The organism is Comamonas sp. BIGb0124, assembly GCF_003752175.1.
Classification (GTDB): Bacteria; Pseudomonadota; Gammaproteobacteria; order Burkholderiales; family Burkholderiaceae_C; genus Comamonas_F.
In genome coordinates this window covers 202,003-222,524 of the sequence record NZ_RJVF01000012.1, presented here as the reverse complement: position 1 = coordinate 222,524, position 20,522 = coordinate 202,003, and the positions used below count along the sequence as shown (strand labels likewise).

The following is a 20,522-nucleotide window of genomic DNA, read 5'->3' as shown; positions in this document are numbered from 1 at the left end:
GTGGGCTCGTGGGCGTTACCATAGCGGCATGGCATCCAGCAGCTCCCCCGTCCCGCGTCCGCGCAGCGTCATCCCCGTCTCGATCACCGTGCACCAGAAGTCACGGCAGCTCGAGATCGGCTGGGACGATGGCGCCCTGTTTTCCATCCCGCTCGAACTGCTGCGTGTGTACTCGCCGTCGGCCGAGGTGCAGGGGCACGGCCCGGGCCAGGAAACCCTTCAGACCGGCAAGCGCGAAGTGGGGTTGCTGGCGCTCGAGCAGGTGGGCAACTACGCCGTCAAACCGGTGTTCGACGACGGTCACGAGAGCGGCCTCTACACCTGGCCGTATCTCTATGACCTGGGTGCCCGCCAGCAGCAGCACTGGGACGACTACCTCAGGCGCCTGCAGGCCGCCGGTGCCGATCGCGATACGCCGATGCCCGGCAAGAAGCAGTCTTCCGGCGGTCACGGCTGCGGCACCGAAGGCGGGAGCTGCGGCAGCCATTGAGGCCCGGTCTGCCCGGCAGGGCCGACCCCGCCGTGCACTGTAGGGAAACGTGCCATCGAAGCCCGCACCGGCGTCGCCAGCCCTGACAATACAGGGGCGGCAACGCGCGGCAAATTCACAACACATGTCCTGGGATGGCCCTCGGTTGTAAACCGGCCGGCCCGTCTCTTGCATCTAGTATCAAGTTATGAGCGACACGCATTTCGGTTACGAAACCGTCAACGAAAAGGACAAGGCCCAGCGGGTTCGCGGCGTGTTCGATTCCGTTGCATCCAAATACGACATCATGAACGACCTCATGTCGGGCGGGATGCATCGGCTCTGGAAGCGCTACACCGTCATGGTCGCGAACGTGAAACCCGGCATGCGTGTGCTCGACATCGCCGGCGGCACGGGCGATCTGGCGCTGGCTTTTTCTCGCCAGGTCGGCGCCACCGGCCAGGTGGTGCATACCGACATCAACCACGCCATGCTGAGCACCGGCCGCGACCGTCTGGTCGATGCCGGCGTGATCCTGCCGACGGTGGTCTGCGATGCCGAGCACCTGCCGTTTCCGGATGCCCACTTCGATGTCGTGACCGTGGCCTTCGGCCTGCGCAACATGACGCACAAGGATCAGGCGTTGCGCGAGATGCAGCGTGTGCTCAAACCCGGCGGCAAGCTGCTGGTGCTGGAGTTTTCCCGGGTGGCGCAGCCGCTCGAAAAGCCTTATGACTGGTATTCCTTCAAGATCCTGCCCTGGCTGGGCCAGAAGGTGGCGGGCGATGCCCACAGCTACCGTTACCTGGCGGAGTCCATCCGCATGCATCCCGGTCAGAAGGAACTCAAGGAACTGATGAAGAGCTGCGGCTTTGGCCATGTGGACTACCACAACATGACGGCCGGTGTCGTGGCCCTTCATGTCGGAATCAAATGCTGAGCCATTGAAAGCGGGGCCATGGCCCGCATCTGAGAAGGAGATCGCCGTACCGCGCCTTGCGGGCGGATTCGCACGGAACGCCAGAAAGATTCAAAACATCCGCGTCTGCCGTATTTTTGTAGTGTGTGTTGATGAAAGAAAGACGTAGGAGATGTCGATGAACAAACTCTGGTCCGTGTTATTGGTGGCAGCGCTGTCTATCACGGCGCTGGATGCCGACGCCCGCCGTATGGGGGGAGGCCGTTCCGTCGGCCAGCAGTCCGGCAACGTGATGCAGCGCCAGGCGACCCCGCCCGTACAACCCGCGGCACCCGCCCAGAACGCCGCCGCGCCCCGCCAGGGTGCTGCGCAGGGCGCCGCCGCCGCACAGGCACAACGCAAGCCTTGGGGCGCCATGCTGGGCGGCCTGGCTGCAGGCCTGGGACTGGCCTGGTTGGCCTCCAGCCTCGGCCTGGGTGAAGCCTTTGGCAACATCCTGACCATGCTGCTGATCGGCATGCTGGTGCTGGCCGTCGTCGGGTTCTTCCTGCGCCGCCGTGCGGCTGCAGCGATGCCCGCAGGCGCCGGCGCCGGAGGCCCCAACATGGCCTACCGCGAGCCCGCTCCGGCGTACAAGCCGCAGAACGTCGGCAACGACGCCTCGGCACGTCCCTGGGAAAACCAGGCTCCGGCCGCCGCCAACTTCCAGTCGGCCGGTGCGGCTGCGGGTGGCAGCATGATCGGCGCGGCTCTGGGTGGCAATCAGAACTGGGGCGTTCCCGATGGTTTCGACACCGAGGGATTCCTCAAGGCCAGCAAAGCCAACTTCGTGAGCCTGCAGGCGGCATGGGATCGTGGCGACGTTTCGTCGCTGCGCGCCATGATGACCGACGACATGCTGCGCGAAATCCAGTCGCAGCTCGCCGAGCGCGAGGCGCAGGGCGGCCAGCCGACCAAGACCGAAGTCCTGACGCTGGATGCCAGCCTGCTGGGCATCGAGGAACGCGGTGGCGACTACATGGCCAGCGTCGAGTTCACGGGCGTGCTGCGTGAAGACGATTCGGCAGGCCCGAGTCCCTTCCGCGAAGTCTGGAACATCACCAAGGCCAAGTCCGGCGGCGGCTGGCTGGTGGCAGGCCTGCAGGCCATGCAGTGATCGTGCCGGAACGGCGGGCGGTCGTCCGCTGACAGCCGGACGGGCTGACGGAGAATCCGCCAGCCCACCGGTTTTCCTTCGATAATGGGGCGTATGAAGAGTACGCCCCATTTTTCTTTTCCGCCGCCGTTCGTGACCCAGTTCCTCGGCGGTCTGCAGCCGCCGGCCTGGATGGTCGACGAGGTTCAGCAGCGCGTGGTTCTGTTCCTCAACCATGTGATCATGCAGGAACCGCAGGCGCAGCAGCGCATGGTCCAGCAGACGGGGCGTGTGATCCTCGCGCAATGGCGTTCCTTCAACATCCGCCTGGCGGTCACGCCGGCCGGCCTGTTCGACCGCGCCGATGAATCGGGCGTGCCCGATCTGACCCTGACCGTCAACGACACCTCGCCGCTCGACCTGGCCAGAAGTGCCGTCCGTGGCGAGAAACCGTCGCTGCGCATCGAAGGCGACGTGCAACTGGCGGCCGACGTCAACTGGTTGATCGCCAACGTGCGCTGGGATGCCGAAGAGGATCTGTCGCGTGTGGTGGGCGATGCGCCGGCCCATGCGGTGGCTTCGGTCGGTCGCCGTGTCGCCGAAGGCCTGCGCAGTTTCGTGGCCGAGCGCCGAGCCAGCCGCTGATGCGCTGGTTCAGGCAAGCAGCCCGCGGGCTGTTCATCATCTGGGTCCTGTTCCGACATGGGCTCGACGAGCTGGTTCTCAGCAGTTTCGAACACCCGGGCCTGCGCCGGGTGACCCGCATCCTGACGATCGGACGCAAGCTCGATGCGCCGCGCGGCCAGCGCCTGCGTCAGGCGCTCGAAAGCCTGGGACCGATCTTCGTCAAGTTCGGCCAGGTGCTGTCGACCCGGCGCGACCTGCTGCCGCCCGACATCGCCGACGAACTGGCGCTGCTCCAGGACCGCGTGCCGCCCTTCGACAGCGCCGTCGCCGTGCAACTGATCGAAGCCGAGTTGCGCCGTCCGCTGATGGCCGTGTTTGCCACCTTCGAGCACGTGCCCATCGCCAGTGCCTCGATTGCCCAGGTCCACTTCGCCACGCTCTTCGACAAGCAGGGCATCGAGCGCGAAGTCGCGGTCAAGGTGCTGCGGCCGGGCATGCTCAAGATCATCGACCAGGATCTGGCCCTCATGCGCGTGATGGCCGGCTGGCTCGAACGCCTGTCGTCCGATGGCCGCCGGCTCAAGCCGCGCGAGGTGGTGGCCGAGTTCGACAAGTATCTGCACGACGAGCTCGACCTGCTCAAGGAAGCCGCCAATGCCGCGCAACTGCGCCGCAACATGGAGGATGTGGACAGTGTGATCATCCCCGAGATGTTCTGGGACTACTGCCATTCCACCGTGCTGGTGATGCAGCGCATGAACGGCGTGCCCATCAGCCACAAGCAGGAACTGCTCGACGCCAAGGTCGACTTTCAACAATTGGCGCGCGACGGCGTGACCATCTTTTTCACCCAGGTCTTCCGTGACGGCTTTTTCCACGCCGACATGCACCCGGGCAATCTGCAGGTGAGTCTCGCGCCCGACAGTTTCGGCCGCTACATCCTGCTGGATTTCGGCATCGTGGGCACGCTCACCGAGTACGACAAGGAATACCTGGCGCAGAATTTCGTGGCGTTTTTCCGCCGCGACTACAAGCGGGTGGCCGAGCTTCACGTCGAGAGCGGCTGGGTGCCCCGGCAGACCCGGGTCGACGAGCTCGAAGCGGCGGTGCGCGCCTGCTGCGAGCCGTACTTCGACCGGCCGCTCAAGGAAATCTCGCTGGGCATGGTGCTGATGCGCCTGTTTCAGGCCTCGCGCCGTTTCCAGGTCGAGATCCAGCCCCAACTCGTGCTGCTGCAAAAGACATTGCTCAACATCGAAGGCCTGGGCCGCCAGCTCGACCCCGAACTCGACCTCTGGAGCACGGCTCGTCCTTTCCTCGAGAAATGGATGCGCGACGAACTGGGCCCCCGCAAGTTCTTCGAGCAGCTCAAGGCCGAAGCGCCGCGATACGCCAAGCTGCTGCCCGAATTGCCGCGGCTGTTTCACGACTACCTGCAGCAAGGGCAGGCCGTCGAGGGGCACCGCCGCACACTCGAGGCCTTGCTGCTCGAGCAGCGCCGGACCAACCGCCTGCTGCAGAAACTCATCTACGGTGGCCTGGGTTTTGCATTGGGTGTTCTGGCTGTGCTGGTCTTGGTGCGCTGGCGATTCTTTTGAACGCCAGATGTGGCTATCCAACAAAAAACAGGGCCGATCGCCCTGTTTTTTTGTGTTTTTGACCAATAATCCGCGCAGTTTTTTGTTCAACCCTTGCGTTTAATCCTGCCTGCATGAGGAGTGTCCGGTGCTACTGACCCTGGTGATTGCCTATCTGATCGTGACCATCGCCATTGGCCTGTGGGCCGCCCGGCGCGTCAAGACCACTGCCGACTTTGCCATCGCGGGGCGGCATCTGCCCCTGTTCATGATCATCACGACCACGTTCGCGACCTGGTTCGGCTCGGAAGTGGTTCTGGGGATTCCCGCCAAGTTCGTCGAGGGCGGTCTCAACGCCATCGTGGAGGATCCGTTCGGTGCCGGCATGTGTCTGGTGCTGGTGGGCATCTTTTTTGCCGCACGTCTGTACAAGCTCGATCTGCTGACCATCAGCGACTACTACCGCGAGCGCTTCGGCCGCGTGATCGAGATTCTCTGCTCCATCATCATCATCATCAGCTACCTGGGCTGGGTGGCCGCCCAGGTCACGGCCCTGGGGCTGATGTTCAACCTGCTGTCGGGCGGCGCCGTCAGCATCCCCATGGGCATGGTGATCGGTACCGTGTCCATCCTGACCTACACGCTGTTCGGCGGCATGTGGTCCGTGGCCGTGACCGACCTGGTCCAGATGATCATTCTGGTGCTGGGCCTGAGTGCGATCGCGATCTTCGCGGCCGACCTCGCCGGCGGCGCCGACCAGGTGATCGCCCTGGCCTCGAGCCGCGACATGTTCCGTTTCCTGCCCGAGCCCAGCTGGCACGACATCCTGTTCTTCGTGGCCGCCGCCATCACGATGATGTTCGGCTCCATCCCCCAGCAGGACGTCTACCAGCGCGTGATGTCCGCCAACAGCGTGAGCGCGGCGACCAAGGGTCCGGTGATCGGTGGCCTGGCCTACATGCTGTTTGCCCTCGTGCCCATGTTCCTGGTGACCAGTGCGCTCATCATCATGCCGGAGCAGACCCAGGCGCTGATGGCCGAAGACCCGCAGAAGATCCTGCCCACGCTGGTCATGGATCACATGCCTTTTGTCATGCAGGTGGTGTTCTTCGGCGCCTTGCTGTCGGCGCTCAAGTCCACCGCCTCGGCCACGCTGCTGGCGCCGTCGGTGACCTTCGTCGAAAACATCTGGCGCCAGTTCGTGCCGCGCCAGGCCGGCGCGGCGGGCGACCGCAAGGAACTGTGGACGATGCGCATCGCCACGCTGGTGTTCAGCATCTTTGTCTGCGCCTACTCCATTGCCATGGAAGGCACGTCCATCTATGAAATGGTGGCGGGGGCCTACCAACTGCCGCTGGTGGGGGCGTTCGTGCCGCTGGTCGCGGGCCTCTACTGGAAGCGTGCGACCTCGCAAGGGGCGGTCTGCTCGAGCGTGCTGGGCCTCCTGACCTGGCTGGCCCTGCTGTACACGCCGGCCGGCGAAATCTTCCCGCCGCAACTCGGCGGCGTGCTGGCGGCGGCGCTGGGCATGATCGCCGGCACGCTGGCCCCGCAACGGGTGCGCAATGTGCAGGGGCCGGTCTATCTGGCCTCGCTCGAGCCGACGGCCCGCTGAGGGGCTCCGAGGCACCCCGGCGGGTGCGAGTCCGCCGTGCGAAGGTGCCCGACCGGCCACGCGACAGGCGCGCCTGGCCGCTTGCCCCTGGCAAGAATCTATAATCGGCGGCTTTCCATCCCGCCTGAGCGTGGAGTTCCTGATTCATGCCTATTTACGCCTACCGATGCGACGCCTGTGGCCATGCCAAGGATGCGTTGCAGAAACTGTCCGACGCGCCGCTCAAGGATTGTCCCGCCTGCGGCCAGCCTGCGTTGGTCAAGCAGATCACCGCTGCCGGTTTTCAGCTCAAGGGCAATGGCTGGTATGCCACGGACTTCAAGAACAGCGGCGCCCCGTCCAAGCCTGCTGCTGCGGCATCTGCCGCGGCCCCTGCGGCCAGCCCCGCACCCGAGGCTGCGGCCGCCGCGCCGGCTGCAGCGTGCGGTGGCGGTTGCGCCTGCCACTGAGCGGTGCGACCCAGGGCGCCTGGCGTCACGCACAGTCCGCCTGTGCAACGTGGTTTTCGATTTGATGATGTGCATGCGCCACACTGGCGCTGAAAGATAAAGACATGGCAATGCGTTCCCTCTACTGCGGTCACGTGACCGAAGCCCTGCTCGGCCAGACCGTGACCCTGGCAGGCTGGGTCAACCGCCGGCGCGACCACGGCGGCGTGATTTTTGTCGACCTGCGCGATCGTGAAGGTTATGTGCAGGTGGTGTGCGATCCCGACCGCAAGGACAGCTTTGCCGTCGCCGAAGGTCTGCGCAACGAGTTCTGCGTGCAGATCACCGGTGTGGTGCGGGCCCGCCCCGAAGGCACGACCAACGAGAACCTCAAGACCGGCAAGATCGAAGTGCTGGCCCACGAGGTGAAGGTGCTCAACCCCAGCCTGACGCCGCCTTTCACGCTCGACGACGACAACATCTCCGAGACCACGCGCCTGACCTACCGTGTGCTCGACCTGCGCCGCCCCTACATGCAGCGCAACCTGATGCTGCGCTACAAGGTGGCGATGGCGGTGCGCAAGTTCCTAGACGCAAAGGGCTTCGTCGACATCGAGACGCCCATGCTGGGCAAGTCCACGCCCGAAGGCGCACGCGACTACCTGGTGCCCAGCCGCGTGCACGACGGCCACTTCTTTGCGCTGCCCCAGTCGCCCCAGTTGTTCAAGCAACTGCTGATGGTCTCCGGTTTCGACCGCTACTACCAGATCACCAAGTGCTTCCGCGACGAAGACCTGCGTGCCGATCGCCAGCCCGAGTTCACCCAGATCGATATCGAGACCTCCTTCCTCACCGAAGAAGACATCCGTGCCCTGTTCCAGGAAATGATCGTCGATGTGTTCAAGGACACCATCAACGTCGATCTGGGCGAGTTCCCGGTGATGACCTACCAGGAAGCCGCTGCGCGTTTCGGCTCGGACAAGCCCGACCTGCGCGTCAAGCTCGAGTTCACCGAACTCACCGAACTGATGAAGGGTGTCGAGTTCAAGGTGTTCTCCGGCGCCGCCAACCTGCCCAACGGCCGTGTGGTGGCCCTGCGCGTGCCCGGCGGTGCCAAGGAAGGCTCCGGCCTGTCGCGCGGCGAAATCGACGGCTATACCGAATTCGTCAAGATCTACGGCGCCAAGGGCCTGGCCTACATCAAGGTCAACGACGCGGCCAAGGGCCGTGAAGGCCTGCAGTCGCCCATCGTGAAGAACCTCGACGATGCCACGCTGGCCGAGGTGCTTCAGCGCACGGGCGCCCAGGACGGCGATCTGCTGTTCTTCGGTGCAGACAAGACCAAGGTGGTCAACGACTCCATCGGCGCGCTGCGCATCAAGATCGGCCACAGCGATTTCGGCAAGAAGAACGGCCTGTTCGAGAGCCGCTGGGCTCCGCTGTGGGTGGTCGATTTCCCGATGTTCGAGTTCGACGAGGACGAGCAGCGCTGGTCGGCCGTGCACCACCCCTTCACCGCGCCCAAGGACGGGCACGAGGACTGGATGGAAACCGATCCGGGCCGTTGCATTTCCAAGGGGTACGACCTGGTGCTCAACGGCTGGGAAATGGGCGGCGGTTCGGTCCGTATCCACCGTGCCGAAGTGCAGCAGAAGGTCTTCAAGGCGCTCAACATCAGCGCCGAGGACGCACAGATCAAGTTCGGTTTCCTGCTCGACGCGCTGCAGTTCGGTGCCCCGCCGCATGGCGGCATCGCATTCGGCCTGGACCGCATCATCACGCTGATGACCGGTGCCGAGTCCATCCGCGACGTGATCGCCTTCCCCAAGACCCAGCGCGCTCAGGATCTGATGACGCAAGCGCCGTCCACGGTGGATGAAAAGCAGCTGCGTGAACTGCACATCCGCCTGCGCAACCCCGACGCGGTCAACAAGCCGGCGTAAGCGGGACAAAGGGGCAGGGTCGTCGGATCACGACCTTCCCTGCCCAAGGCGTACCGGCTGGATGCATCGGTCGCTACATCAAAAAAAAGAGGCTCTCGGGCCTCTTTTTTTTGTCGGTGCCATCGGTGCACGGTCGAAAAAAAGCGCCCCGGAAGGGCGCTTCGGTGTCCGGATCCCGGGCCGATTGCATCTGAAGCAACCCAGCCGCGGCAAAGCCGGCGCACGATCAGCGACTGCGGGGCGTCGGCGGGGTACGGCCGGCAATGAAGCGGAAGGTGATGCGACCCTTGGTCAGATCGTAGGGCGAGAGTTCGAGCGACACCTTGTCGCCCGCCAGGATGCGGATGTGGTTCTTGCGCATCTTGCCGCCGGTGTAGGCAATGAGCTGGTGACCGTTGTCCAGCGTGACGCGGAAACGCGAGTCGGGCAGCACTTCCGTGACCAGTCCGCCCATTTCGATCAGTTCTTCTTTGGCCATCTTTCTATCCTTCAACCTAAGAGGGCATGGCGCAGGCATCGACCCGCGCACACACCATGTGTGTATTCATGCGTTCAATTCGCTCTGTCAGGCCAGCGGCAAGCCGTTCGTGCATGCAGGCAGCGCTTCGGCTCGGCCCAATGGGCTTTGATCCAGCCTCCGCCCCGAATGGTGCACCGCCACGCCGATCCACAAGCATGGCAACCGTTCAGGCCAAGGCGGCAGGCTAGCCCGATCAGGCAACAGAAACACTGTGCCCAGGCTGCCGGGAGATCGGCCACCCCAGTACCCCGACAGGCCTGAAAAGGCCCAGGGCGTGCGATGGCGCCGCGACAAAGGCAGGGATTATATCATCCGCCTGATTTTTGGGCGATGGCCGCACCGGGCCGAGGATCAGGCCGGCGTGTAGGCCAACCGGACGTAGATGGGGGCGAAGGCCTCTGCCTGCGTGATCTCGACCAGGGTTTCCTTGCCCAGCTCGAGCAGGGCGATGAAGGTGACGACCAGCACGGGCACGCCGCGCGAGGGATCGAACAGCTCTTCGAACTCGACGAACTTGCGGCCCTGCAGCCGCCGCAGCACGATGGACATGTGTTCGCGTACCGAGAGCTCCTCGCGTGTGATGGTGTGGTGCTGTATGAGCTTGGCGCGCTTGACGATGTCGCGCCAGGCGGCCTGCAGTTCGCTGGCATCGACATCCGGAAAGCGCGGCTGCAGCGACTGCTCGATGTAGACCTGGGCCCGCAGGTAGTCGCGGCCGGCCTGGGGCAGCGCGTTGACCTGGTGGGCGGCGAGCTTGATCTGTTCGTATTCCAGCAGGCGGCGCACGAGTTCGGCGCGCGGATCTTCGGCTTCCTGCTCGCCATCCGACTTCTTGGGCGGCAGCAGCATGCGCGACTTGATCTCGATGAGCATGGCGGCCATCAGCAGGTATTCCGAGGCCAGTTCGAGATTGCGGCTGCGGATTTCGTCGACGTAGCTCAGGTACTGGCGGGTCACGGCCGCCATGGGGATGTCGAGGATGTTGAAGTTCTGCTTGCGGATCAGGTAGAGCAGCAAGTCGAGCGGCCCTTCGAATGCCTCGAGAAACACCTCGAGCGCATCGGGTGGAATGTAGAGGTCCTGGGGCATGGCGAACAGCGGTTCGCCATAGAGCCGCGCCACGGCCAGATTGTCGACGACCTCGGGCTGGCCGGGCACGTCGGGTGCGGGCGTGTCGGGCCACACGGGGCGGTTCATCGGGGCAGGGCGGGACGGGGGTGAGTCGGCAAGCGCGGCGGCGGAGGGCCGGGGGCGTTCACTCGCCTTCGATTTGGTAGACGTAGGGTTTCTGGCTCACACGGGCACGGGCCGAGTCGGCCTGGCTTTCGCGGTTGATCTGCTTGTCCCACAGCAAGGCACGCCCGGCTTTCTGCTCGGCTTCGAGCGTGGGGCGCTGTGCGTGCAGCTCGGACAGGAACTGGGTGATGTCCGAGGTGTAGTCGGGGCGACGGAAGATCGGCATAAACTGCGGCTTTCTTGTCTCTTGTGGGAAGCGCCCAGCCTAGCGGACGGGCGGCTCCCATGATTTTACTGCCGGGGATACGGGATGTGGCAAAGCTGGATGCAGAGTGTCGAGAACCATGGGATTTGGCTGGCGCTGGGCGCCGTCGTGCTGGCGGTGCTGTTGCTGGCAGGCTGCGATGCGCGGCGCATCGAGCAGCTTGAAGAAGGCGTGTCGACCGAAACCGACGTGCGCAAGGCGATGGGCGAGCCCGAACGCGTCTGGCCCGAGCCCGATGGGGCCCGGACCTTCGAGTACAACCGGCAGCCGACGGGACATCGCAACTACATGATCACGCTGGCGCCCGACGGGGTGATGCGGTCCTTGCGTCAGGTGCTCACGCCCGAGAACATGGCCACGGCCACGCCGGGCCTGGAGGAAGAGGTGTTGCGCAGGCGCTTCGGCAAGCCGGCGCGGATCGTGCCGTATGCCTTGAGCGGCGAGACCGACTGGGTCTGGCATTACCTCGAGGACGGCAATCGCAGTTACAGCTTCACGGCCACCCTGGGCCGGGATGGCCGCCTGCTGCGCACCTCGCGCACGCCCGATCCCACCAACGATGCGCCCGATACCCGTTGAGCCCAACTGGCCTTGCCGCACACCGGAGGCTGGACGAAAAAAAGCCGTGCGGGGAGTCATCCGCCGCACGGCTCAAGCTGGCATGAAGCCAACAACAAAGTTGTAATCGTGACGCGCTTCAGTCAGGCGTCGTGCCGGTCACTTGGGCTCAAGCCTGCTTGAGCGCACCGTCCACCAGACGCCAAAGGCCCAGCGGATTGCCGTCCTTCAGTGCTTCGGGCAGCAGGGCGTCGGGCAGGTCCTGGTAGCTCACCGGCCGCAGGAAACGGTCGATGGCGGTGGCGCCCACCGAGGTGTACATCGCGTTCGAGGTCGACGGGAACGGACCGCCGTGCACCATGGCGTGGCAGACCTCCACACCCGTGGGGAAGCCGTTGGCCAGGATGCGGCCGGCCTTGCGCTCGAGCACCGGCAGCAGGCGGCGTGCGTCGGCGTGATCGGCTTCGTCGATCTGCAGCGTCACCGTCAACTGGCCTTCCACGTGCTCGGCCACCGCCAGCAGTTCGTCGAAGTCCTTGGCACGGATCACGATCGAGGCCGGTCCGAACATCTCGGACTCGAGGTCGGGACTTGCCAGCAGGCGCTGGGCATCGGTCACGTACAGCGCAGCCTGTGCGGCATTGGGCTGGTCGCCGGCGGGCACGCCCTGGGCGATCTTGTCCACACCCGCGACGGCGTCCACCTTGGCCGTACCCGAACGGTAGGCTTCGTGGATGCCGGGCGTGAGCATGGTCTGCGCGGCCTTGCCGGCCAGTGCCTCGCCGGCAGCCGAGACGAACCGCTGCAGGTCGGGGCCGTCGACGGCCAGCACCAGGCCGGGGTTGGTGCAGAACTGGCCGGCGCCCATGGTCAGCGAATCGGCAAAGGCCTTGCCGATGGCTTCCGCGCGTGCGGCCAGTGCACCGGGGAACAGGAACACGGGGTTGATGCTGCTCATCTCGGCATAGACCGGGATGGGTTCGGGGCGGGCGTTGGCGATATTCACCAGGGCCAGACCCCCCTGGCGCGAGCCGGTGAAGCCGACGGCCTTGACGGCGGGATGGGCCACCAGCGCTTCGCCGAGCTTGCGGCCGGCGCCGATGAGCAGCGAGAACACGCCTTCGGGCAGGCCCTGGTCCTTGACGGCTTTCTGGATGGCGCGGCCGACCAGCTCGGAGGTGCCGAGGTGGGCGCTGTGGGCCTTGACGATGACGGGCGCACCGGCGGCCAGGGCCGAGGCGGTGTCGCCGCCGGCCACCGAGAAGGCCAGCGGGAAGTTGCTGGCGCCGAACACGGCCACGGGGCCCAGCGGTACCTTGGCCAGGCGCAGGTCGACGCGGGGCAGGGGCTGGCGCTCGGGCTGTGCCGGGTCGATGGTGGCGCGCAGGAAGTGGCCGTCGCGCACGACCTTGGCGAACAGGCGAAGCTGGCCGACGGTGCGGGCGCGTTCGCCGGTCAGGCGGGCGAGGGGCAGGCCGGTCTCGGCGTGGGCGCGTGCGAGCAGTTCGTCGCCGATGGCCACGATGTTGTCGGCGATGGCTTCGAGGAAAGCGGCACGCTTTTCGAGGGGCAGGTTGCGGTAGGGGTCGAAGGCGGCAGCGGCGAGGGCGGCTGCGCGGTCGACTTCGGCGGGGCCACCCAGGCCGAAGGCGGGATCGATCTCGGTGTTGCGGGCAGGGTCGAAGGCGCGCTGGCTGCCTTCGTTGCCGCGAACGGCGGTGAAGCCGATGAGCATTTCGCCGGTGATGGTCATGAGCAGGGTCTCCTAGGATGAAGCAAAAGGACAAACAGGCCAGGCCGACGGTTCACGTCGGCTTTGGCCCGGTGCTATGGCGGTGGAAACCGCAGATACGGTGACATGCGGTCCGCCCGCCAAGGCGGTGTTACTGCGGACCCAGCTTCTGGATCAGCGTGTTCAGGGATTCCATTTCCGCTTCGGTCAGGTCGGTCAGCGGGGCGCGCACGGGACCGGCGTCGTGGCCGACCAGCTTGGCACCGGCCTTGACGATGCTGACCGCATAGCCTTGCTTGCGGTTGCGGATGTCCAGGTAGGGCAGGAAGAAGTCGTCGATCAGGCGAGCCGTGGTGACGTGGTCTTCGGCGGCGACGGCGCGGTAGAAGTCCATGGCCGTCTTGGGGATGAAGTTGAACACGGCCGACGAGTAGACGGGCACGCCCAGCGCCTTGTAGGCTTCTGCGTAGACTTCGGCAGTGGGCAGGCCGCCCAGGTAGCTGAAGCGGTCGCCGAGCTTGCGGCGGATGCGGACCATGGGTTCGATCTCGCCGATGCCGTCCTTGAAGCCGATCAGGTTGGGGTGGGCGTCGGCCAGCTTGGCCAGCCAGTCGGCGCTCAGGCGCGAGTTGGCGCGGTTGTAGAACACCACGCCGATCTTGATCGACTTGCAGACTTCGGCCACGTGGTTGGCAATGCCTTCCTGGCTGGCTTCGGTGAGGTAATGGGGCATCAGCAGCACGCCGTGCGCACCGAGGCGCTCGGCTTCCTGGGCTTGCTGGATGGCGGTGCGGGTGGGACCGCCGGCACCGGCCAGGATGGGGACTTGACCCTTGGCGCCGGCCACCGCGGCGCGGACCACGTCGCTGTACTCGCTGCCGTTCAGAGAAAAGAGCTCACCCGTGCCGCCGGCGGCAAACAGCGCGCTGGCGCCGTAGGGAGCCAGCCATTCCAGGCGTTCCGAATAGGTCTTGGCGTTGAAGTTGCCTTGCGCGTCGAAATCGGTCACGGGGAAGGACAGCAGGCCTTCGGAAATGATGCTCTTGAGTTCTTGAGGTGTCGTCACGGTGGTCTCCAGTTTCAAGGAATTTGCGGGTCAGCGCCGCAAGGTAGGATTTGATGATGTCGGTCATCATACAACATGGGTTTGAGCCCTGTCTTGGTGATAACCCTTGCGGACCCGGCCATTGTGGTTTTCTTGCAGCCGGGCCGTCAAGTCAGGGCTATCCAGCAGGCCTGTCGGCAGGCGCTGGACAGCCGCTTTCCTAGCCTTCCTGGCGCAGCTTGGCGACGCTTTCGTGGGCCTGCCGCAAGCGTTCGCGGCTGTTGGTGAGGTGGGTGCGCATGGCCGCGCGTGCGGCTTCGGCATCCTTGCGTTCGATGGCCGACAGGATGAACTGATGCTCGTGGTTGACGCGCTGCAGATAGGCCTGCTGGTCGTTGGCAGCCAGCGCGGCCGAGTTCACGCGGGTGCGCGGAATGATGGTGGTGCCGAGCTGGCTCAGGATGTCCGAGAAGTAGCGGTTGCCGGTGGCATGCGCGATCTGCAGATGAAAACCGATGTCGGCCTCGACGCTGCTGCCCGGGCCTTGCTGCACGCTGGATTCGAACGCGGCCAGCGCGGTGCGCATGTCGGCGAGGTGGCGGTCGGTGCGGCGTGCGGCTGCCAGGCCGGCGGCTTCCGATTCGATGCTGATGCGGAATTCGAGCACGGCCATGACATCGAGCAAGGTCAGGATGTTGCCGGTGTCGAGCTGCAGCGAATTCGAGATCGGCTTGTCGAGCACGAAGGTCCCGATGCCATGACGGGTTTCGACCAGCCGCGCGGCCTGCAGGCGCGAGATGGCTTCGCGCACCACGGTACGGCTCACACCCTCCTGCTGCATGATTTCGGTTTCGGAGGGAAGCTTGGTGCCCGTGGGGAATTCGCCGGCTTCGATACGCTGCGACAGCGAGCCCACGACTTCTTCGGTCAGGCTGCGTCCGCGGCGGCGGCGGCTTTCGGGATAGTTCATGATGTGTGACGAGTGGCTGGCGCCACGTGCTGGCGTTGATCGTGAGTTTCGCATGGTCACTCCTGGTGTGGATGCTTCTTTTATTTCATCAGGGTAATTCCCAGGTACTCGTAGAGTGTGAGTTCCTACAATTCTTGTACGACAACGTACATCACAACATGGGCGAATACCCTTGGTTTCAGGACCTCGGCGACGCCCTCAAAAATGGAGTCACACATGTTTCCCACAAACTCTGCCGTGTCGCGCGCCGTCGCGGCCGATCGCAGCCGCACGCGCTATTGGATCCTGGCGATGCTGTTCATCGTCACCACGGTCAACTACGCCGACCGGGCAACGCTGTCCATCACCGGTCCCGCCATCAAACAGGAATTCGGCTTCAGCGACCTGCAGATGGGCTACATCTTCTCGGCCTTCAGCTGGGCTTACGTGATGGCCCAGATTCCCGGGGGCTGGTTGCTGGATCGATTCGGTGCACGCCGGGTCTACGCCGCCAGCATCTTTGCCTGGTCGCTGTTCACGGTGCTGCAGAGCACCCTGGGTGCTTTTGCGACCGTGGGCGCCACCGCCTCGGTGCTGTTTCTGATGCGATTCACCGTGGGCCTGGCCGAATCGCCGGCCTTCCCGGCCAATGCCAAGGTCGTCGCATCCTGGTTTCCCAAGACCGAGCGCGGGACGGCTTCGGCGGTGTTCAACTCGGCGCAGTATTTCGCCACCGTGCTCTTCACGCCGCTGATGGCCTGGATGACGCACGCCATCGGCTGGCACCATGTCTACATCTGGCTCGGGGTGTTCGGCATGGCGCTGGCGCTGATCTGGATGATGTTCGTCAAGAGCCCCGCACGCCATCCCCTGGTCAACACGCAAGAGCTGCAGTACATCCGCGACGGCGGCGGACTGGTCGACATGGATGAGGGCCCGCGCCTCGACCAGGCGCCGCTCACCCGCGCGCAGCGGTGGGGCCAGGCCAAGCAGTTGCTGACCAACCGCATGCTGCTCGGGGTCTACCTGGGGCAATACTGCATCAACGTGCTGACGTACTTTTTCCTGACCTGGTTTCCGGTCTATCTGGTCCAGCAACGCGGCATGACCATCCTCAAGGCCGGTTTTGTGGCCTCGCTGCCGGCGGTGTGCGGTTTTGTCGGCGGTGTGCTGGGCGGCATCCTGTCGGATGCGCTGGTGCGCCGTGGCTATTCGCTGACGGCCGCACGCAAGATTCCCATCGTCGGCGGCCTGCTGCTGTCGACCTGCATGGTGGCCTGCAACTACGTCGAGCTGGAGTGGATGGTGGTCGGTTTCATGGCGCTGGCGTTCTTTGGCAAGGGCATCGGCGCCTTGGGCTGGGCCGTGGTCTCGGATACCGCCCCGCGTGAGGTGATCGGCCTGGCCGGCAGCATCTTCAACATGTTCGGCAACATCGCCGGCATCGTCACGCCCATCGTGATCGGCTACATCGTCTACGAGACCCATTCCTTCAATGGCGCCCTGGTGTTCGTGGGGGCGAATGCGCTGCTGGCGGTGTTTTCGTATCTGGTCATCGTGGGCAAGATCGAACGCCTGAAGCTCAAACCCGTCTGAGAGCCGGGGAAGCGGCGGTCATGCTGCCGCACAGTCACCCACCCAGGCACCCGGCCTCGTCGAGCCGGCCCGGTCCTGCGCGGCGCCATCGGCTCATCGTGCCTGCATGAAGTCCGACACCTCGAGCAGGATGAGTTCGTTGTCGTCGGCCCGGTTCGGCTCGCGGCTGCTGGAGTAGGGCAGGTTGTTGTCGTTGCCGACCACGATATGGCGGGCATCGACCGCATCCACGTTCTCGATGGTGAAGAACGGGAAGGTGAAGACGTCGCCGTTGAGGGGTTTGCGGGCCAGCCGCGCCGGGTCCTGGATGGCCATCAGATCGATGTAGCCGATCTTGCGAACCGGCTGTCCGACGTTGTCGTTGCCGAAGGCGATCTTGTAGACGCGCTTGAACCTGGCGATGTCGTCGAAGCAGTTGGCGGCCTTGGCGCCGGCCGGGCAGGCCCGGTCTGCCGTTCCTTCGCCGTTGTCCCGTTCGATCACCAGGCCCACGGCATGGCTGCCGTCGGCGGCCGACTGCATGTCGACGAGGTTGAAATCGCCGATGGCGTGACCGTTGGCCTCGAGCGGGTAGAACCACGAGCGGCCGGTCCAGGCGGCCTGGCGCGTGTCGAATTCGAGCACCCGCAGGGCCTCCTTGCCATCGACCTGTTCGTAGGCCTGCTCGGTTTCTTTCCACAGAGGACCTTCGAGCAGGGCGTAGAGCTTGCTGCCGTCGGGCGATGCGGCCATGCCTTCGTAGCCCTTGGAGCGGCGGGCCTCGAAGGCGACCTTGCCGCCCGGGGCTCCGGGCGTGGCGACCGAGGGATGATCGGGCGAGCGCACGCGCTTGCCGTCGACCAGGGTCTCGAACACGCCCAGCACACGCCCCTTGAGATCGGCCTTGATCAGGTAGGGGCCGAATTCCTCGCCGATCCAGAGGGCGTCGGCCGTGATCTGGAAACTCTCCGGGTCGAAGTCGCTGCCGGTCAGGTAACGCGTGGCGCTGCCTTCCTGCACGATGCGGAAGGGTACTTTCTTGTCGGGATCGTGCAGGAAGACGGTGGCCAGGCGCTGCAGCTGTCCGCTCTTGAAGTCGACCTTGTAGTGGTTGAGGTAGAGCATGAAGTCCGGTGAATTGGCCTTGCTGCCCGCACCGTTGTCGGTGATGACCCAGAAGCTGCCGTCCGGCATGTGCTGGATGCCCGAGTGGCCCTGCAGGGGCTGGCCCTTGAACGGCAGAGACACCCCCGTGGGCCGTCCGCCCGACCGGCCTTCGACGGTGCCGGCCTGCTCGACCCGGCTGCCGGTGGTGAACTTGCCGCTCATCTTGAGGTCGGCCGGCGCATCCTTGGGTGCGGCGATGAAACTTTGCGCCGGCAGCACGGCGTGGCCTGCCAGGGTGGCCCTGAAGTTCGGGACGGCTGAATCGGCAGGGGTGGGCTGCTGGGCTCGTGCCGCGCCCAGCGCAGACAGCAAGGCCAGTACGGGGATCAGGCGTGCCGCGCGAGATGCGGCCCGCTGCACCGAGCGGGTGGGCAAGGGCGACACCCAGGGGTGCACAGGGAGGGGGAAAGACATGCTGGGACTCCGGACGTCGGGGCTGGAACGCGATGACTGTGGAGCGAGGGCATGACAAGCCTGTGACGCCTGGACGCAAAAAAACCGCGCCGCAGAGGCCCCGAAGGGCGGCTGCGGCGCGGCTCGGTGAAACGCGGAGGTCAGCCCTGGACTTTGCCCAGCAGCAGGAATTCCATCAGGGCCTTCTGGGCGTGAAGGCGGTTCTCGGCCTCGTCCCACACCACCGATTGCGGGCCGTCGATGACGTCGGCTTCGACTTCTTCGCCGCGGTGGGCTGGCAGGCAGTGCATGAAGAGCGCGTCGGGGGCCGCCACGGCCATCATCTCGGCATCCACGCACCAGTCGGCAAAAGCCTGCTTGCGCGCCTCGTTCTCGGCTTCGTAGCCCATCGAGGTCCAGACGTCGGTGGTGATGAGGTCGGCACCCCGGCAGGCTTCGAGCGGATCCTTGAAGACCTTGTAGTGCGAGCCCTTGGCCACGCCGGCGACGCTGCTGTCGATCTCGTAGCCGCTGGGCGTGCTGACATGCACGGTGAAGCCCAGTAGTTCGGCGGCCTGCAGCCAGGTGTTGGCCATGTTGTTGCCGTCGCCCACCCAGGCCACTGTCTTGCCGGCGATGGAACCCCGGTGTTCGATGAAGGTGAAGATGTCGGCCAGGATCTGGCAGGGATGGAATTCGTTGGTCAGGCCGTTGATGACCGGAACACGCGAGTGCGAGGCAAAGCGTTCGATCTTTTCCTGCTCGTAGGTGCGGATCATGACCAGGTCGACCATGCGGCTGATGACGCGTGCGCTGTCCTCGATGGGCTCGGCACGGCCGAGCTGGCTGTCGCCGGTGGTCAGGTGCACGACCGATCCACCCAGCTGGTAGGTTCCTGCCTCGAAGCTCACGCGGGTCCGGGTGGATGCCTTTTCAAAGATGAGCGCCACGGTGCGGTCGGTCAGCGGATGGTATTTTTCGTAGCTCTTGAACTTCTTCTTGATCACCGCGGCACGCTCGAACAGGTGGGCGTAGTCGTCGGCGCTCAGGTCTTTGAATTGCAGGTAATGTTTCATGGCGTGCAAAAGGAGTCGGCCCGGCGGATCCTGCGGCAGCGGGCTGCTGCAGGATCGCACCGGGCACCGGGTTCCAGGAAGCTCAGGCTGACTGGGCGGCCAGGAATTTCTTGATCAGCGGCACCAGGATGTCGATGAGTTGATCGGCTTCCTCGATCGTCATGATAAGCGCAGGGACCAGGCGCACGACCCGATCGGCCGTGACCGAGAACAGAATGCCGGCCTCGGCGCCCAGGCCCACCAGTTCACCGCAGCTGTGCTTGAGCTCGACGCCGATCATCAGGCCCTGTCCGCGCACTTCCTGAAAACCGTCGACCGGGCCGAGTTCCTGTTGCAGGCGGTCGCGGATGTGGGCCCCGACCGTGGCGGCGTTTTCCAGCAGGCCGTCCTGTTCGGCGATGCGCAGGGTCTCGACGCCGGCACGCATGGCCAGCGGGTTGCCGCCGAAGGTGGTGCCGTGGTTGCCGGGCTGCAGGATCTGCGCTGCAGCGGGGCCGGCCAGCACGGCGCCGACGGGCACGCCGCTGCCCAGGCCCTTGGCCAGCGAGACCACGTCGGGCTTGATGCCCGACCACTGGTGGGCAAACCACTTGCCCGTGCGGCCGATGCCGGACTGGACTTCGTCGATCATCATGAGCCAGCCGCGCTCGGTGCTCAGGGCACGCAGCTCGCGCAGGTAGTCGTCGCTCATGGCGTGGATGCCGCCTTCGCCCTGGATGACTTCGAACATCACCGCCACCACGTTCGGATTGCCTTCGGTGGCCTTCTTGACGGCCTCGATGTCGTTGAGCGGCACGCGGATGAAGCCTTCGACCAGCGGGCCGAAGCCGGCCTGGATCTTGGGGTTGCCGGTGGCCGACAGCGTGGCGATGGAACGGCCGTGGAAGGCGTGTTCGTAGACCACGATCTGCGGGCGATCGATGCCCTTGTCATGGCCGAACTTGCGTGCGATCTTGATCAGGGCTTCGTTGGCTTCCAGGCCGGTGGAGCAGAAAAAGGCGTTCTCGAGGCCGGAGAGTTCGACCAGCTTGGCCGCCAGTTGCTCCTGCAGCGGGACGTGGTAATAGTTGGAGGTGTGGATGACGCGGCTGATCTGTTCCTGCAGGGCGGGAACCAGCTGCGGGTGGTTGTGGCCCAGCGTGTTGACGGCGATGCCGGCCAGGCCGTCGAGGTACTTCTTGCCGTTGACATCCCACAGCCAGACGCCGTCGCCGTGCGAGAAGGCCACGGGCACGCGACCGTAGGTGGTCATCACGTGAGGGGAAGCGGCGGGGATAGGTGCTGCGGTCATGA

The 20,522-nt window shown here is 65.0% G+C and carries 19 protein-coding genes; 10 read left to right on the top strand and 9 right to left on the bottom strand.

Annotation, left to right across the window (positions count from 1 at the left end):
* Positions 1 to 28: 28 nt before the first annotated feature.
* The 8 genes from EC845_RS15505 (at position 29) to aspS (ending at position 8,713) form a co-directional block, all read left to right on the top strand.
* Positions 29 to 490, top strand: coding sequence for a gamma-butyrobetaine hydroxylase-like domain-containing protein (locus EC845_RS15505; protein WP_123299029.1), 462 nt, complete (start codon positions 29 to 31; stop codon positions 488 to 490).
* A 187-nt stretch (positions 491 to 677) separates the two neighbouring features.
* The gene (gene ubiE, locus EC845_RS15500) at positions 678 to 1,409 is read left to right on the top strand and encodes a bifunctional demethylmenaquinone methyltransferase/2-methoxy-6-polyprenyl-1,4-benzoquinol methylase UbiE (RefSeq protein ID WP_123299028.1); all 732 of its coding nucleotides are present in this window, start codon (positions 678 to 680) and stop codon (positions 1,407 to 1,409) included.
* Between the two features lie 157 nt (positions 1,410 to 1,566).
* Positions 1,567 to 2,544 carry a Tim44 domain-containing protein gene (locus EC845_RS15495; RefSeq protein WP_123299027.1) on the top strand — a complete coding sequence of 326 codons (978 nt, stop codon included), beginning with the start codon at positions 1,567 to 1,569 and terminating at the stop codon, positions 2,542 to 2,544.
* Between the two features lie 93 nt (positions 2,545 to 2,637).
* Positions 2,638 to 3,168, top strand: a complete 531-nt coding sequence (locus tag EC845_RS15490; RefSeq protein WP_123299026.1) for a hypothetical protein — start codon at positions 2,638 to 2,640, stop codon at positions 3,166 to 3,168.
* Positions 3,168 to 4,748: a ubiquinone biosynthesis regulatory protein kinase UbiB gene (ubiB, locus tag EC845_RS15485; RefSeq protein WP_123299025.1), complete on the top strand. Its 1,581-nt coding sequence runs from the start codon at positions 3,168 to 3,170 to the stop codon at positions 4,746 to 4,748. Before EC845_RS15490 ends, ubiB begins: the two co-directional genes overlap by 1 nt.
* 127 nt (positions 4,749 to 4,875) lie before the next feature.
* Entirely contained in the window at positions 4,876 to 6,342 is a 1,467-nt protein-coding gene (locus EC845_RS15480; protein WP_123299024.1) for a sodium:solute symporter family protein, read from the top strand.
* A 146-nt stretch (positions 6,343 to 6,488) separates the two neighbouring features.
* Positions 6,489 to 6,791, top strand: a complete 303-nt coding sequence (locus EC845_RS15475; protein ID WP_123299023.1) for an FmdB family zinc ribbon protein — start codon at positions 6,489 to 6,491, stop codon at positions 6,789 to 6,791.
* A 104-nt stretch (positions 6,792 to 6,895) separates the two neighbouring features.
* A complete protein-coding gene (gene aspS / locus EC845_RS15470) occupies positions 6,896 to 8,713 on the top strand; it encodes an aspartate--tRNA ligase (RefSeq protein ID WP_123299022.1) in 1,818 nt (605 codons plus the stop codon).
* Positions 8,714 to 8,939: 226 nt separating this feature from the next.
* Here aspS and infA read toward each other — a convergent pair whose 3' ends face one another.
* The 3 genes from infA to EC845_RS15455 all read right to left on the bottom strand — a co-directional run bounded on the left by infA (position 8,940) and on the right by EC845_RS15455 (position 10,695).
* Positions 8,940 to 9,191, bottom strand: a complete 252-nt coding sequence (infA, locus tag EC845_RS15465) for a translation initiation factor IF-1 (RefSeq protein WP_123299021.1) — start codon at positions 9,189 to 9,191, stop codon at positions 8,940 to 8,942.
* 393 nt (positions 9,192 to 9,584) lie between these two features.
* Positions 9,585 to 10,430, bottom strand: coding sequence for a ScpA family protein (locus EC845_RS15460; RefSeq protein WP_123299020.1), 846 nt, complete (start codon positions 10,428 to 10,430; stop codon positions 9,585 to 9,587).
* A gap of 58 nt (positions 10,431 to 10,488) precedes the next feature.
* Positions 10,489 to 10,695 (bottom strand): DUF3460 family protein, encoded by a 207-nt coding sequence (locus tag EC845_RS15455; protein ID WP_123299019.1) that lies wholly within the window; start codon positions 10,693 to 10,695, stop codon positions 10,489 to 10,491.
* Between the two features lie 99 nt (positions 10,696 to 10,794).
* Between EC845_RS15455 and EC845_RS15450 the strand changes: the two genes are divergently transcribed.
* Positions 10,795 to 11,313, top strand: coding sequence for an outer membrane protein assembly factor BamE (locus EC845_RS15450; protein ID WP_123299018.1), 519 nt, complete (start codon positions 10,795 to 10,797; stop codon positions 11,311 to 11,313).
* Positions 11,314 to 11,461: 148 nt separating this feature from the next.
* Here the strand turns inward: EC845_RS15450 and EC845_RS15445 are convergent, their stop codons facing one another.
* The 3 genes from EC845_RS15445 to EC845_RS15435 all read right to left on the bottom strand — a co-directional run bounded on the left by EC845_RS15445 (position 11,462) and on the right by EC845_RS15435 (position 15,039).
* Positions 11,462 to 13,045, bottom strand: coding sequence for an aldehyde dehydrogenase (NADP(+)) (locus EC845_RS15445; protein ID WP_123299017.1), 1,584 nt, complete (start codon positions 13,043 to 13,045; stop codon positions 11,462 to 11,464).
* A gap of 130 nt (positions 13,046 to 13,175) precedes the next feature.
* Positions 13,176 to 14,090, bottom strand: a complete 915-nt coding sequence (gene kdgD, locus EC845_RS15440; RefSeq protein ID WP_123299200.1) for a 5-dehydro-4-deoxyglucarate dehydratase — start codon at positions 14,088 to 14,090, stop codon at positions 13,176 to 13,178.
* 199 nt (positions 14,091 to 14,289) lie between these two features.
* The gene (locus EC845_RS15435; RefSeq protein WP_123299016.1) at positions 14,290 to 15,039 is read right to left on the bottom strand and encodes a FadR/GntR family transcriptional regulator; all 750 of its coding nucleotides are present in this window, start codon (positions 15,037 to 15,039) and stop codon (positions 14,290 to 14,292) included.
* A gap of 216 nt (positions 15,040 to 15,255) precedes the next feature.
* Between EC845_RS15435 and EC845_RS15430 the strand changes: the two genes are divergently transcribed.
* A complete protein-coding gene (locus EC845_RS15430) occupies positions 15,256 to 16,614 on the top strand; it encodes an MFS transporter (RefSeq protein ID WP_123299015.1) in 1,359 nt (452 codons plus the stop codon).
* Positions 16,615 to 16,707: 93 nt separating this feature from the next.
* Here the strand turns inward: EC845_RS15430 and EC845_RS15425 are convergent, their stop codons facing one another.
* From EC845_RS15425 to EC845_RS15415, 3 genes are all read right to left on the bottom strand, one after another.
* Positions 16,708 to 18,087 carry an esterase-like activity of phytase family protein gene (locus EC845_RS15425; protein WP_370451344.1) on the bottom strand — a complete coding sequence of 460 codons (1,380 nt, stop codon included), beginning with the start codon at positions 18,085 to 18,087 and terminating at the stop codon, positions 16,708 to 16,710.
* A 227-nt stretch (positions 18,088 to 18,314) separates the two neighbouring features.
* Positions 18,315 to 19,229, bottom strand: a complete 915-nt coding sequence (gene argF / locus EC845_RS15420) for an ornithine carbamoyltransferase (RefSeq protein ID WP_123299013.1) — start codon at positions 19,227 to 19,229, stop codon at positions 18,315 to 18,317.
* Positions 19,230 to 19,311: 82 nt separating this feature from the next.
* Positions 19,312 to 20,520: an aspartate aminotransferase family protein gene (locus tag EC845_RS15415; RefSeq protein WP_123299012.1), complete on the bottom strand. Its 1,209-nt coding sequence runs from the start codon at positions 20,518 to 20,520 to the stop codon at positions 19,312 to 19,314.
* Positions 20,521 to 20,522: the final 2 nt, after the last annotated feature.